The organism is Pseudomonas sp. SD17-1 (assembly GCF_029201585.1).
Lineage (GTDB): Bacteria > Pseudomonadota > Gammaproteobacteria > Pseudomonadales > Pseudomonadaceae > Aquipseudomonas > Aquipseudomonas palmensis.
This window is the reverse complement of record NZ_CP104044.1, coordinates 4,668,907-4,681,965: the sequence shown is the minus strand read 5'-3', so window position 1 is coordinate 4,681,965 and position 13,059 is coordinate 4,668,907. Positions and strand designations below refer to the sequence as shown.

Below are 13,059 nucleotides of genomic sequence, written 5' to 3'. Positions count from 1 at the left end.
GGTTTCCCGTTACTCCAAAGTATTCAAGGATTAAACGATCATGGCTGCTAAAGACGTAAAATTCGGCGATTCCGCCCGTAAGAAAATGCTGGTTGGCGTCAACGTTCTGGCTGACGCGGTAAAAGCGACCCTGGGCCCGAAAGGCCGCAACGTGGTTCTGGCCAAGAGCTTCGGCGCGCCAACCATCACCAAAGACGGTGTTTCGGTTGCCAAGGAAATCGAACTCAAGGACGCCTTCGAGAACATGGGCGCCCAACTGCTGAAAGACGTGGCCTCCAAGGCTAACGACGAAGCGGGCGACGGCACCACCACCGCTACCGTTCTGGCTCAGGCCATCGTCAGCGAAGGCCTCAAGGCCGTTGCTGCCGGCATGAACCCGATGGACCTCAAGCGCGGTATCGACAAGGCCACCATCGCCATCGTCAAAGAGCTGAAGAACCTGTCCAAGCCATGCGCCGATTCCAAGGCCATCGCTCAGGTCGGTACCATCTCGGCCAACTCCGACACCTCCATCGGTGAAATCATTGCCGAAGCCATGGAAAAAGTCGGTAAAGAAGGCGTGATCACCGTCGAAGAAGGCTCGGGCCTGGAAAACGAACTGTCGGTTGTAGAAGGCATGCAGTTCGACCGTGGCTACCTGTCCCCTTACTTCGTCAACAAGCCGGACACCATGGTTGCCGAGCTCGACGGCCCGCTGCTGCTGCTGGTCGACAAGAAGATCTCCAACATCCGCGAACTGCTGCCAGTACTGGAAGCCGTTGCCAAGGCCGGTCGTCCGCTGCTGATCGTGGCTGAAGACGTCGAAGGCGAAGCGCTGGCTACCCTGGTGGTCAACAACATGCGCGGCATCGTGAAAGTGGCTGCGGTCAAGGCACCTGGCTTCGGCGACCGCCGCAAGGCCATGCTGCAGGACATCGCCGTCCTGACCGGCGGTACCGTGATCTCCGAAGAAATCGGCCTGAGCCTGGAGTCGACCACCCTGGAGCACCTGGGCAACGCCAAGCGCGTGACCCTGTCCAAGGAAAACACCACCATCATCGACGGTGCTGGCGTTGAAGCCGACATCGAAGCACGCGTCAAGCAGATCCGTGCCCAGATCGAAGAGACTTCCTCGGATTACGACCGTGAAAAACTGCAAGAGCGTCTGGCCAAGCTGGCTGGCGGTGTTGCCGTGATCAAGGTCGGTGCCGGCACCGAAGTTGAAATGAAAGAGAAGAAAGCCCGCGTTGAAGACGCCCTGCACGCTACCCGCGCAGCCGTCGAAGAAGGCGTGGTACCTGGCGGTGGCGTGGCGCTGGTTCGCTCGCTGCAGGCCATTGCCGAGCTCAAGGGCGACAACGAAGACCAGAACGTGGGTATCCAGTTGCTGCGTCGCGCCGTCGAGTCCCCACTGCGCCAGATCGTTGCCAACGCCGGCGACGAGCCAAGCGTGGTAGTCGACAAGGTCAAGCAAGGTTCGGGCAACTTCGGTTACAACGCTGCTACCGGCGAGTACGGCGACATGATCGAAATGGGCATCCTGGACCCTGCCAAGGTGACCCGTTCGGCTCTGCAGGCCGCGGCCTCGATCGGTGGTCTGATGATCACTACCGAAGCCATGGTTGCCGATGCGCCTGAAGACAAGGCTGCCGGTGGCATGCCTGACATGGGCGGCATGGGTGGCATGGGTGGCATGGGCGGCATGGGCGGCATGATGTAAGCCAGCCTCACCCGCTTGAAGAAGAGCCCCGCCTTGTGCGGGGCTTTTTTATGTCTGGCAGAAACCCTTCGCCAGCAAAGCTGGCTCCTACAGACGTTCAGCGAATCCTGTAGGTGCCAGCCTGGCTGGCGAAGCGGCCAGTGACGGCTTGCGATACAACACCAGCCAGTAGCACCCCAACCCGATCAGCCAGCAGAACACTGCGGTCCACACATTGTGCGAAAAGAAGTGGGCGCCCTGCAGCATCCTGCCCACCGAAAACACCACCCCCAGGCCAAAGGCGAACACCAGCGCGGCCTTGGCCAGGCGTGGCTTGCGATCACGCAGGACAAAAAACAGCGCAAACAGGGTAAACCCCGTGGCCGCATGCCCGCCCGGCCAGCAGCGCCCTGGCTTGTCGGTGGCGGGGCGGGCCTCTAACAGCTTGCTGTAGGTTTCCTGGCCGCCGAATTCGCTCAGGCTCCAGGGGCACTGCACCGCCGTCGCGGCCTTGAGCGGCGTCACGAAGCCGGTCGACAGGCCCATCGCCAGCACCAGGCAACCCAGTTCCCGGCGCCAGCTCTTGAGGCGCTGCAGCACAAAGCTGGCGGCAAAGCCGACGATGGCCAGCACCGCGAACAGGATCACCAGCTCCTTGGCGCGGTCATGCAGGATGTCTTCGAGAAAATAGCTGTGACGACCGATGAACTGGCCCGCCTGCGGGTCGAACGCGAGGTTGGCCAGGGCCATGTCCAGGTCGGTCAGCTCCAGCAGGATCAGGCACACGGCGGTCAGCAGCGGAATGCCCAGGGCAATCCACAGGTTCAGCGGGCGGGACGCGGGTAAAGGGGGAGTGGCAGGCATGGCAGGGTCCAGGCAGGCAATGGAAACTGCCGATTGTGTGCCGCCGCGCCTACGCTATGTGTGAAGCTGGGGTGAAAAAAATGTCAGTTGCGATTAAATCCATGCGGCGCTGGCGGGGCCTGGACGATGGCCTTAAGCTGCGCCTGCCAAGCAGGCAAACGAGGACGGGGGAGAGGTACCGATGCGAATTCTACTGGTTGAAGACAACCGCGATATCCTGGCCAACCTGGCCGATTACCTGGGCCTCAAGGGCTACACCGTCGACTGCGCCCAGGACGGCCTGTCGGGCCTGCACCTGGCTGCCACCGAGCACTACGACCTGATCGTGCTCGACATCATGCTGCCCGGCATCGACGGCTACACCTTGTGCAAGCGCCTGCGCGAGGATGCCCGGCGCGATACCCCGGTGATCATGCTGACCGCCCGCGACCAGCTCGACGACCGCCTGCAGGGCTTTCGCTCCGGCGCCGACGACTACCTGCTCAAGCCGTTCGCCCTGTCGGAACTGGCCGCCCGCATCGAAGCGGTGCTGCGCCGGGCCCAGGGCGGTGGCCGGCGCAGCCTGAACGTCGGCGACCTGAGCTACGACCTCGACACCCTGGAGGTCACCCGCCAGGGCAAGTTCCTCAAGCTCAACCCGGTCGGCCTCAAGCTGCTTGCAGTGCTGATGCAGAAGAGCCCCCACGTGCTGCGCCGTGAGGTACTGGAAGAAGCCCTGTGGGGCGACGACTGCCCCGACAGTGACAGCCTGCGCAGCCACGTCCACCAGTTGCGCCAGGTGATCGACAAGCCATTCGACAAGCCCCTGCTGCATACCGTGCACGGTGTTGGCTATCGACTGGCCGAGGGTCGTGATGGAGTTTAAGCAAAGCCTTGCCCAGCGCATCATCATCGCCTTCGCGCTGATGAGCGCGCTGGTGGCCGGGGCCTTCGCCTTCGGCATCGTGGCCACCGTGCACCTGGTGGAAGAGCGCCTGATCTCCTCGGTACTGGGGGGCGACCTCAAGCGCATGCTGCTGATGGACAGCGTATCGGAGTGGAGCCACCGCCCGCGGCCCGACCAGTTGTTCTACTACAGTGGCGGGCGCGACGACTTCGACCTGCCCAAGGACCTGCGTCACCTCACCCCGGGGTTTCACGAAGTGTTTCGCGAGCACCTGTCGTACCACGCCATGGTCGAGGTGGTGGACGGGCGGCACTACGTGCTGCTGCAGGACCAGAGCGATTTCGAAGAACGCGAGCGTGTGCTGTTCGCCGTGGTGGTGGTGGGCTTCGTGCTCAGCCTGGCACTGGCGGTGTTCCTCGGCTGGGTGCTGGCACGGCGGGTGATGGCCCCGGTGATCCGGCTGGCGCGCCAGGTGCGCCACCGCGACCAGTTGCTGGGCCTGGCGCCGCCCCTGGCGCCGGACTACGCGGCCGACGAAGTGGGGCAACTGGCGGTGGCCTTCGACGCCACCCTGGGGCGCCTGCGCGATGCACTGACCCGCGAGCGGCTGTTCACCAGCGATGTCAGCCATGAACTACGCACGCCCCTGATGGTGCTGGCCAGCTCGTGCGAGCTGCTGCTGGAGAACCCGGCCATCGACAATCGCGCCCGCGCCCAGGTCGAGCGCATTTCGCGGGCCACCGAAGAAATGCGCGAACTGGTGCAGACCTTCCTCATGCTCGCCCGCGCCCAGCGCGACGAGGGTGCCGTCGCTTCGCGGGCAAGCCTGCGCGAGGTGGGCAACGAACTGATCGGCGTCTGGCGCGACACCATCGAGCAGAAGGGGCTGACCCTCACCTACCACGACACCGGCGCGCTGCCGACCCTGTACAACGCCACGTTCCTGCAATCGGTGATGGGCAACCTGCTGCGCAATGCGGCGCACTACACCGACCAGGGGTACATCCGCCTCACCCTGGAGCCCGATGGCTTCACCGTCGAGGACAGCGGCGTGGGAATTCCCGAGGAGCATCGCGAGGCCATGTTCCAGCCGTTCGTGCGCGGCGGCGAAAAACGCGGGGAAGGGCTCGGGCTGGGCCTGTCGCTGGTGCAGCGGATCTGCGAGGACCAGGGCTGGAGCGTCAGCCTGAGCGCCGCCGAGCCCCATGGTTGCCGGTTCCATGTGAAATTGGGCACGGCCGGGTCGCAGGCCCCCGGAAACACCTTGTAACTTACCGATGCAACCTGACATTTTTTTCACGTTCGCATGACCTGACGCCAACGTCGCCCTGCTTAAGGTAGGCGGCATTGGAGTCAGGAGATGCACCATGCGCAGTCCCATCAAGCTCAAGTTTTCCGAAAAGTACGACGAGCAGCACGCTCAACAGTACCTGCACAAGCACCAGGACGGCATTGCCCGCCGCTTGTCCCACCAGCGTGACGAGCAATTGGCCCGGCGTGCCTTGGCGCTGGCCGGCGAGCCTGGCCTGGTGCTGGACCTGCCCAGCGGTGCCGGCCGTTTCTGGCCGCTGCTGGCCGAAAAGGCCAACCGCGTGATCATCGGCGCCGACAATTCCGCCGCCATGCTGCAGATCGCCTGCGGGTCGCAACCGGCAGAAGTGGTCAAACGGGTACGGCCCTTGCAGACATCAGCCTTCGCCATCGATCTGCCGGACAACGCGGTAGACAGCATTTTCTGCATGCGGCTGTTCCACCACATTGGCGAAGCGGCCCATCGCAAGGCGATTCTTTCGGAGTTTCAACGGGTTAGCCGCGACAGCGTGATCATCTCGTTGTGGGTGGACGGCAACATCAAGGCCTGGCGGCGTAAACGCCTGGAAGCACGCCGTAACAACGGGCAGGCCGATGGCAGTTACCAGAACCGTTTTGTGTTACCAGCTGCTACGGTTGAACAGGAGTTCGAGGCCGCAGGTTTCCGTATTCAGGAACGAATGGACTTTTTGCCGTTCTATGCGATGTGGCGAGTTTACGTATTGCGCAAGGGGTGAAGGAATGGCTGTGGAAGGAACGGGCGGTACGGCGGTCTCGGATCAATTCGATTACTTCTGGCAGCGCCAGGGCGAATGGGTGGAGGCGCCCAACCAGCGGCGTGGCGGCGAAAGCGGCGTGCAGCGCCTGAGCGACGAGACGGGCCATCTGCTGTATGCCAAGCGCCAGGTCGGGCATATCTACCGCAGCCTGTTGCACCCTTTCGGTCGCCCCACGGTATTGCGTGAGTTCGCTGCCCTGAGCAGTTTCGAGCAGTTGGGCGTGCGGGTGCCGCATATCGTCTATTGCGGCGTGGAGCGCGATGCCCAGCACCAGTGGCGGGCGCTGCTGGTCAGCGAGGCGCTGGACGGTTTCGAGGAGATCGACCTGTGGTACGCCGGCGGCGGGCGCGAGCAGCACGGCGAGGTGCTGCACGACCGGGTGCTCGAGGACCTGGCCGGCAACCTGGCGCGCATGCACCGCGGGCACTGGCAGCATGGCTGCCTGTACAGCAAGCATATTTTCGTGAAGGTGACCGGCGAGGGCGCGGATGCGCGTGCCGAGGTCGCCTTGCTGGACCTGGAGAAGTGCCGCCGGCGCATCAGCTGCCAGCGTGCGGCCGCCAATGACCTGAAGCAACTGCGCCGCCATTCGTCGTGGAACGATGCGGACTGGAAGAAGTTGCTCTACTTTTACGAAGTGGCGTTTGGCAGCGCTGTCAAAGGTTTAGAGCAATGAAACTAGAAATAGCACGAGGTTTGTTTCTGCTTGTGGCGTTGGCGGTGGCTTCGGTGGCTTTCGCCGCGTGGGAGGAGCCGCGTCCGCAGGTGCTCAGTTCCATCGACCTGGGCGCGCAGTGTCCGCTGCCGCGGACGGCCAAGCCGGTCGTCACGGCGCAACCGGACCATGACCTGCTGTTGTTCCTGTTCGGCATGAGCCGGGGGCTGCGCTCCAACGGGTGATGAAATGTATCGACCCATCGCGGGTCAAGCCCGCTCCCACAGGGTTGCAGTGATCCTTGTGGGAGCAGGCTTGACCCGCGATGCGTTCAACTCGATTCCAGCGCCGTACTTGGCATTTCCTTCCTGGCCAGCAACGTATACACGCACGGCAACACGAACAACGTGAACAGCGTGCCCACCGACATCCCGGTGGCGATCACCATGCCGATGTCGAACCGACTCACCGCCCCGGCGCCAGTCGCCAGTATCAGCGGCACCATGCCGAATACCATCGCCGCCGTGGTCATCAGCACCGGCCGCAGGCGTATCGCTGCCGCTTCCTCTACGGCATCCCGCGCAGTCAGCCCCTTGTGCAGGCGCAACTGGTTGGCGAACTCGACGATCAGGATGCCGTGCTTGCTGATCAGCCCGATCAGTGTCACCAGCCCCACCTGGGTGTAGATGTTCATGCTCGACCACCCCAGAAACAGCGGGATCAATGCTCCACAGATCGACAGGGGCACCGTCACCAGGATCACCAGCGGGTCGCGGAAACTCTCGAACTGCGCCGCCAGCACCAGAAAGATGATCGCCAGCGCCAGGCCGAAGGTCACCCACAGCGCACTGCCTTCCTGCACGAACTGACGTGCCTGCCCGCTGTAGTCGAAGGCGAAGCCTGCCGGTGCCTCCTGTTGGGCGATGCTGCGCACCGTCTCAAGGGCCTCGCCCATGCTCACCAGCGGGAAGCCCTGGATGATCGCCGAGTTCAGCTGCTGGAACTGGTTGAGCTGGCGCGGCCGCGCGCGGTCGCTGACGCTGATCAGGGTCGACAGGGGCAGCATCCGGCCCTGCTCGTTCTTCACGTAGTAGTTGTTCAGCCAGCCGGGGTTGTCGCGGTAGGCCTGCTCGACCTGGGCGATCACCTTGTAGCTGCGCCCCTCGATGGTGAAGCGGTTGATCTCGGCCTCGCCCAGCAGCGTGGCCAGGGTGCCGCCCAGGGCATCCATCGACACCCCCATCTGCGCCGCCTTGGCCCGGTCGATATCCACCACCACCTCCGGCTTGTCGAATGCCAGGTCGATGTCCAGGAAGGCGAACTTGCCCGAGGCCTGGGCGCGGTCCTTGACCCGCTGCGCCACTTCCAGCAACGACACGTAGTCATTCGGCGTGTTGATCACGAAGGCGAATGGCAGGCCTTCGCCGGTGCCCGGCAGGGAGGGCAGGTTGAAGCCGAAGATCTGCAGGCCGCTGATGGTCGCCAGCTTGGCCTGCACCTCGGGCAGCAACTCCATCTGGGTGCGGCTGCGCTGGTTCCACGGCTTGAGCAGAAAGCCGCCGATGCCCGATTGCACGCCGTTGAAGCCGTTGATCTGGAACGAGGAGTAGTACTCGGGGAATGACTTGAAGATCGTGATGAACTCGTCGGTGTAGGCGTTCAGGTAATCGAGGTTGGCCGGTTGCGGGGCGGTGGCCATCATGAAGATGATGCCCTGGTCTTCGTCCGGGGCCAGCTCGTTCTTGCTGAACATCAGAAACACCGGGATCAGGCACAGCACGATCAGGGCGAACACGATCACCACCGGCCGGGTCTCGAGGGTGCCGTGCAAAAGCGTCTGGTAGCGGCGCTTGAGCCGCTCGAACAGTTGGTCGAGACGATGGGCCAGGCCGCTGGGGTTCTGCTCCGGGCGCAGCAGCAGGGCACACATCATAGGCGACAGGGTCAGCGCGACGATGCCGGAAATCACCACGGCCCCGGCCAGGGTCAGGGCGAACTCCTTGAACAGGGCCCCGGTGAGGCCCTCCAGGAAACCGATGGGGGCGTACACCGCCGCCAGGGTGATGGTCATCGAGACCACCGGCATGGCGATCTCCCGGGCGCCTTCCAGCGCGGCGTCTAACGGCGTCTTGCCCTCCTCGATATGGCGGTGGATGTTCTCCACCACCACGATCGCATCGTCCACCACCAGGCCGATGGCCAACACCATCGCCAGCAGCGTCAACAGGTTCAGCGAGTAGCCCATCAATTGCATGAAGAACAGCACGCCGATCATCGACAGCGGGATGGTGATCACCGGGATCAGCACCGAGCGCAGCGCGCCGAGAAACAGGAACACCACCACGATCACGATCAGCACCGCCTCGACCAGGGTCTTGACCACCTCGTCGATGGAGGCCTGGATGAACAGCGTGGCGTCATAGGCGATGGAGGCCTTGAGGTTGGGCGGCAACTGCGCTTCCAGCTCCGGCATCAGCTTGCGCACCTCCTTGATCACGTCCAGCGGGTTGGCGGCCGGGGTGGCCTTGATGCCGATGTACACCGACGGCGTGCCGTCGAACGAGCTGACCGTGTCGTAGTTCTCCGCGCCCATCTCCACCCGTGCCACATCGCCCAGCAGCACGCGGCTGTCGCCCTTGGTCTTGAGCGGGATGGCGGCGAAGGCTTCGGCCGACTTGAGTTCGGTGGTGGCGTTGATGCTGGTGACCACGTACTGGCCCTTGACCTCGCCGGCGGCGGACAGGAAGTTGTAGCGGCGCACCGCGGCAGTCACATCGCCGGCGCTCAGGCCGTAGCCGGCCAGCTTCACCGGGTCGATCCACAGGCGCATGGCGAACACCTGGTTGCCGAGGATCTCGGCTTCGGCCATGCCGGGCAGGGTAGCGAGCTTGGGCTGGATCACCCGCGACAGGTAGTCGGTGATCTGCGGGTTGCTCAGCTCCTTGCTGTAGAAGCTGATGTACATCAGCGCCGAGGCATCGGCGGCCTCCTTGCTCAGCACCGGGTCCTCGGCGTCCTGGGGCAGCTTGTTCTTGACCTCGTTGGCCTTGGCCAGCAGCTCGGTGAACAGCCGGTCGCTGTCGGAGCCGATGCGCGCGTAGATCGAGATCACCGAAAAATTCTGCCGGCTCACCGAGGTCATGTAGTCAATGCCTTCGGCACTGGCCAGGCTCTGCTGCAGGGGCTGGGTGATGTAGCCCTGGATGGTTTCGGCGTTGGCCCCTGGGTAGGCGGTGGTCACAGTGATCAGGGCGTTTTCCATCTGCGGGTACTGGCGGATCGGCAGTTTGCTCCAGGCCTGGAACCCCAGCAGCACGATCAGCAGGCTGACCACGCTGGCCAGCACCGGGCGACGGATGAACGGGTCGGTAAAGGCCATGGCGGTTCCTTGGTCAGTCGGCGCCGGGCTGGCTGGTCGGTTCGGCTTGCAGGGTCTTGTCGGCGCTCAGGGTGACGGCAGCGCCCTGGGTCAGCTTCAACTGGCCGGCGGTGACCACCGTTTCGCCGGGCGTGAGGCCCTTGGCGATCACCACCAGGCCGTCGCGGCGCTCGCCGGTCTCGACGAAGCGCCGCTCGGCGATCAGTTGCGGCTGGCCATCGGCCGTGGTCTGCACCTTGCCGTCTTCGGACTTTTTCGGCACGGCGACATACACCGAGTTGCCATAGAGGGTGTAGGTGACGGCGCTCTGCGGCACCACCACCGCGTTGCGCGGGTTGGGCAGCAACACCTGCAGGCTGGCGAACATGCCCGGCAGCAACGTGCCGTCGGGGTTGGCCAGGGTGGCGCGCACCTGCAGGTTGCGGGTGGTGTCGTCGACCTTGGGGTTGATCGCGCTGAGGGTGGCGGTGAAGCTGCGGTGCGGGTAGGCGGCCACCGAGACCAGCGCCTGCTGGCCGAGGCTGAGGTTGGGCAGCGCCTGTTCCGGCACGAAGAAGTCGACATACAGGCTGCTCAGGTCCTGCAGGGTGGCGATCACCGTGCCGCTGGCCAGGTAGCTGCCCAGGTCGACCTGGCGGATACCGATGGTGCCGGTGAACGGCGCGTTGATGCTCTTTTTCGCCAGGGATGCCTTGAGTTGCGCCACTACCGCCTGGTTGCGCAGCAGCTGGGCGCGCAGGCGGTCGAATTCGCCCTTGGAGATGGCCTGGCTGCCGACCAGCTGGCTGCCTCGCTGATAATCCACCTGGGCCAGCCCGAGGTCGGCCTGGGCGGTGCCGAGCAGGGCCGTCTCCACGTCGCTGTCCAGCTGCAGCAGCAGTTGCCCGGCCTTGACCTGCTGGCCGGATTCGAAGTGCAGGGCCTTGACCGTGCCGGCGATCTCCAGGCTCAGGTCCACCCCTTGCAGGGCCTTGAGGCTGCCCACGGCGGGCAGGCGGCTTTGCCAGGGCTGCTCGCGCGCCTCGGCGGCGGCGACGCTGACCGGCGGCTTGGGCGCGGAGAACTGCTGGATCTGGCGGTAGATGGACAAACCCTTGTAGCCGCCCAGGGCCAGCACCAGCAGCAGGACGATACCCAGCATGATGAGCATGCGACGGCGCAGCATGGACCAGCTCCCTGGAAGCGTTGTTGCGCAAGTCTAGTCGGTCGCGGCGCAGGGGGCCGGGTGTTGCTTGGGGATATTTGCTGCCAGTACCGGCCCCTTCGCCGGCAAGGCCGGCTCCTACAGACGGCGCCCAACCCGTAGGAGCCGGCCTTGCCGGCGAAAGGGGCGACCGGATATCAGATCAGGTGCAGATGGTTGTCCCACAACCCCGAAGGCAGTTGCAGCGGTTGCCCCACCAGCGCTGCCTTGCGGCAGTCGTACAGCCGGCAACGCCCTTGCCCGGAGGTCACCACAAAGCCATCGGCCACTGCGCCCACGCCCGCGCAGTCCGGCATCGGCGCATCCAGCTTCACCTCGGCGCTGTCCAGGTCCCAGATGAACAGGCGGTTGGCCCGTGGCGCGGTCATCGCCACCAGTCGCAGCTCGCTGTGCACCGCCACGCTGGCGGTGTACTGGGCCATGGACTGCAACTGGCGCTCCGGCACCGGGAAGGCCACGAACGGCTGCCCCGGACGCTTGATCGCCAGCAATTCGGCGGTTTCTTCCGAGCCGCCCATGAACTGCTGGCACGCCAGCACGGTGCCGTCGTCGGCAATCGCCAGGTGGCGCACGCTGTTCATCTGCTGGCTCAGGGTTTCCTTGCTCAGCAGGGTGCCGTCGCGCTGCATCAGCACCAGGCTGGGCTGCATCGCATCCAGGTTCATCTCCACCCGGCTCTCGGCTTCGGTGCGGATACCGCCATTGGCCACCACCAGGGTCTCGCCGTCAGGCAGCCACGACACCTGGTGCGGGCCGATGCCGTGGGTCGGGATTTCCGAATGATGGGCCAGGCGTTCGCCTTCGAAGCGGTACACACCCAGCACGCCACGGCCCGGGTCGGTGGTGTCGTTCTCGGTGGCGTACAGCCATTCGCCGCCCTTGTGGATCACCGCGTGGCCATAGAAGTGCCGGTTAGGCTGCGAGGCCAGGGTCTGCAGCAGGCGCCCGTCGCGCAGGTCGATCAGGTAGCTCTCGGTGCCGGGGCGGCGCGCCACGAACAGCGCGATCGGCCGCTCGGGGTGGTTGATGATGTCGTGGCAGCGCAGGCCGACCTGGGTGGCGAACACCTGGGTGCCGTCCAGGCGATAGCCCACGGCATAGTGCTTGCCGTCGGCATCGTCACGGGCCGACAGCAGCAGTGGCTGCTGGCCCTTGCTGCGCCACAGGGTCCAGCCGCCCAGGGTCAGGGCGCTGAGCAGCACGCTACCGAGTTTGAGGGCCTGGCGTCGCAACATGATCAGTCACCGTCGTTGGCATTGAAGCCCAGCTGGATGTTCAGCGCCTTGGCCAGTTCACCTTCATGCAGGCGGTGAACCACGTTCAGGCTGTCGTAGAAGGCGTTCAGTTGCTCGCGGCCGGCATCGTCCTGGAGCATTTCGCCCAGGGGCCGGTCGATCGCCTTCAGTTGCTTGAGGGCATCAGCATAGGCCGCGTCGATCTTGTCGGCCAGGGCCTTCTGGTCCTTGCCCAGCAGGCCGCGCAGGCCCTGGTTGTCGACCCCGACCCACACGGTCTGGGCGGCGATCAGGCTGGCTTCCAGGCTCTTGAGCGAGGAGTGGCTGCGCCAGGCTTCAGCCTGCAGCGGCTGCGGGATGCCCTTGCTCAGGCGCCCCATCGGCGTGCCGAGCTTCTTCTTCAGGGTGTCCAGCGCGGTGACCTGGGCGCGCAGCAGGTCGGCGATCGCCTCATGGGAGTCGGCGTAGCGCTGGTTGGGGAACTTGGTCATCTGCGCCAGCATGCCGTCGGTGCTGTTCCAGCCTTTGAGGATCTCTTCGGCGAGGTTCTTCTGGTGTTCGCCGATGGCCACCAGCAGCGGGCAATAACGGGCCTTCTGTTCGGCGGTGGCGACGTCCGGCTTGCTGTCGAACAGGATGTACTCGTAGGCCGACAGGCCGCGCACCACGACGCTGGACTTGGCCACGGTCTCGGCATCCACCGGCTTGTCGCCGTTGACCAGTTGCTCGACCTGACGGCCCACCAGGTTCTTCTTGTCGGGCCAGAACTGCACCTGCCAGGCGCGGTTGCCCTCGGCCAGCGGGCCGATCAGCAGCGGTTGCAACTCGGCCCAGGCTTTTTGTACGTGCAGGAAGTCGGCGCGTGCGGTGGCCAGGTCGGCCTTGCCTTCGCAGAAGGCCAGGGCGCTGACGGCCAGCTGGCGGTCGGCTTCGACCCAGCGGCTGTAGGTCGGCAGGATCACCTGCTTGGCGATCGCGGCAGAGGTCACGGCCTGCGGGTCCTGCGGCGAGCAGGCGCCCAGGGCGATGGCGGCGAGGCTGGTGAACAACAGCTTGGGACGGAACATG

11 protein-coding genes are annotated in these 13,059 nt (G+C 64.7%); 6 read left to right on the top strand and 5 right to left on the bottom strand.

Features of this window, described 5'->3' with window-relative positions; genetic code table 11:
• The first annotated feature begins 40 nt into the window (after positions 1-40).
• Positions 41-1,699, top strand: coding sequence for a chaperonin GroEL (gene groL, locus N0B28_RS21260; protein WP_275728580.1), 1,659 nt, complete (start codon positions 41-43; stop codon positions 1,697-1,699).
• A gap of 87 nt (positions 1,700-1,786) precedes the next feature.
• Here the strand turns inward: groL and N0B28_RS21255 are convergent, their stop codons facing one another.
• A complete protein-coding gene (locus N0B28_RS21255) occupies positions 1,787-2,542 on the bottom strand; it encodes a phosphatase PAP2 family protein (RefSeq protein WP_054914826.1) in 756 nt (251 codons plus the stop codon).
• Between the two features lie 181 nt (positions 2,543-2,723).
• Between N0B28_RS21255 and colR the strand changes: the two genes are divergently transcribed.
• The 5 genes from colR (at position 2,724) to N0B28_RS21230 (ending at position 6,418) form a co-directional block, all read left to right on the top strand.
• Complete coding sequence (gene colR, locus N0B28_RS21250) at positions 2,724-3,407, top strand: two-component system response regulator ColR (protein ID WP_043862092.1); 684 nt, start codon at positions 2,724-2,726, stop codon at positions 3,405-3,407.
• Positions 3,397-4,698 (top strand): HAMP domain-containing sensor histidine kinase, encoded by a 1,302-nt coding sequence (locus N0B28_RS21245; protein ID WP_100633518.1) that lies wholly within the window; start codon positions 3,397-3,399, stop codon positions 4,696-4,698. The genes colR and N0B28_RS21245 overlap by 11 nt, the downstream gene beginning before the upstream one ends.
• Before the next feature lie 97 nt (positions 4,699-4,795).
• A complete protein-coding gene (locus N0B28_RS21240) occupies positions 4,796-5,476 on the top strand; it encodes a class I SAM-dependent methyltransferase (protein ID WP_043862094.1) in 681 nt (226 codons plus the stop codon).
• Between the two features lie 4 nt (positions 5,477-5,480).
• Complete coding sequence (locus N0B28_RS21235; protein WP_116052217.1) at positions 5,481-6,194, top strand: lipopolysaccharide kinase InaA family protein; 714 nt, start codon at positions 5,481-5,483, stop codon at positions 6,192-6,194.
• Positions 6,191-6,418: a hypothetical protein gene (locus N0B28_RS21230; RefSeq protein WP_043862096.1), complete on the top strand. Its 228-nt coding sequence runs from the start codon at positions 6,191-6,193 to the stop codon at positions 6,416-6,418. The genes N0B28_RS21235 and N0B28_RS21230 overlap by 4 nt, the downstream gene beginning before the upstream one ends.
• An 86-nt stretch (positions 6,419-6,504) precedes the next feature.
• Here the strand turns inward: N0B28_RS21230 and N0B28_RS21225 are convergent, their stop codons facing one another.
• The 4 genes from N0B28_RS21225 to N0B28_RS21210 all read right to left on the bottom strand — a co-directional run bounded on the left by N0B28_RS21225 (position 6,505) and on the right by N0B28_RS21210 (position 13,058).
• Positions 6,505-9,552: a multidrug efflux RND transporter permease subunit gene (locus N0B28_RS21225; protein WP_275728573.1), complete on the bottom strand. Its 3,048-nt coding sequence runs from the start codon at positions 9,550-9,552 to the stop codon at positions 6,505-6,507.
• A 13-nt stretch (positions 9,553-9,565) separates the two neighbouring features.
• Complete coding sequence (locus tag N0B28_RS21220) at positions 9,566-10,717, bottom strand: efflux RND transporter periplasmic adaptor subunit (protein ID WP_104571979.1); 1,152 nt, start codon at positions 10,715-10,717, stop codon at positions 9,566-9,568.
• Positions 10,718-10,893: 176 nt separating this feature from the next.
• Entirely contained in the window at positions 10,894-11,991 is a 1,098-nt protein-coding gene (locus N0B28_RS21215; RefSeq protein WP_078479534.1) for a DUF1513 domain-containing protein, read from the bottom strand.
• A gap of 2 nt (positions 11,992-11,993) precedes the next feature.
• Positions 11,994-13,058 (bottom strand): imelysin family protein, encoded by a 1,065-nt coding sequence (locus N0B28_RS21210; protein WP_275728569.1) that lies wholly within the window; start codon positions 13,056-13,058, stop codon positions 11,994-11,996.
• Position 13,059 lies beyond the last annotated feature (1 nt).

Excerpts from the sequence above, each read along its gene's own strand:
- groL (WP_275728580.1), top strand. The coding sequence starts at position 41 with ATGGCTGCTAAAGACGTAAAATTCGGCGATTCCGCCCGTAAGAAAATG.
- N0B28_RS21255 (WP_054914826.1), bottom strand. The coding sequence starts at position 2,542 with ATGCCTGCCACTCCCCCTTTACCCGCGTCCCGCCCGCTGAACCTGTGG.
- colR (WP_043862092.1), top strand. The coding sequence starts at position 2,724 with ATGCGAATTCTACTGGTTGAAGACAACCGCGATATCCTGGCCAACCTG.
- N0B28_RS21245 (WP_100633518.1), top strand. The coding sequence starts at position 3,397 with ATGGAGTTTAAGCAAAGCCTTGCCCAGCGCATCATCATCGCCTTCGCG.
- N0B28_RS21240 (WP_043862094.1), top strand. The coding sequence starts at position 4,796 with ATGCGCAGTCCCATCAAGCTCAAGTTTTCCGAAAAGTACGACGAGCAG.
- N0B28_RS21235 (WP_116052217.1), top strand. The coding sequence starts at position 5,481 with ATGGCTGTGGAAGGAACGGGCGGTACGGCGGTCTCGGATCAATTCGAT.
- N0B28_RS21230 (WP_043862096.1), top strand. The coding sequence starts at position 6,191 with ATGAAACTAGAAATAGCACGAGGTTTGTTTCTGCTTGTGGCGTTGGCG.
- N0B28_RS21225 (WP_275728573.1), bottom strand. The coding sequence starts at position 9,552 with ATGGCCTTTACCGACCCGTTCATCCGTCGCCCGGTGCTGGCCAGCGTG.
- N0B28_RS21220 (WP_104571979.1), bottom strand. The coding sequence starts at position 10,717 with ATGCTGCGCCGTCGCATGCTCATCATGCTGGGTATCGTCCTGCTGCTG.
- N0B28_RS21215 (WP_078479534.1), bottom strand. The coding sequence starts at position 11,991 with ATGTTGCGACGCCAGGCCCTCAAACTCGGTAGCGTGCTGCTCAGCGCC.
- N0B28_RS21210 (WP_275728569.1), bottom strand. The coding sequence starts at position 13,058 with ATGTTCCGTCCCAAGCTGTTGTTCACCAGCCTCGCCGCCATCGCCCTG.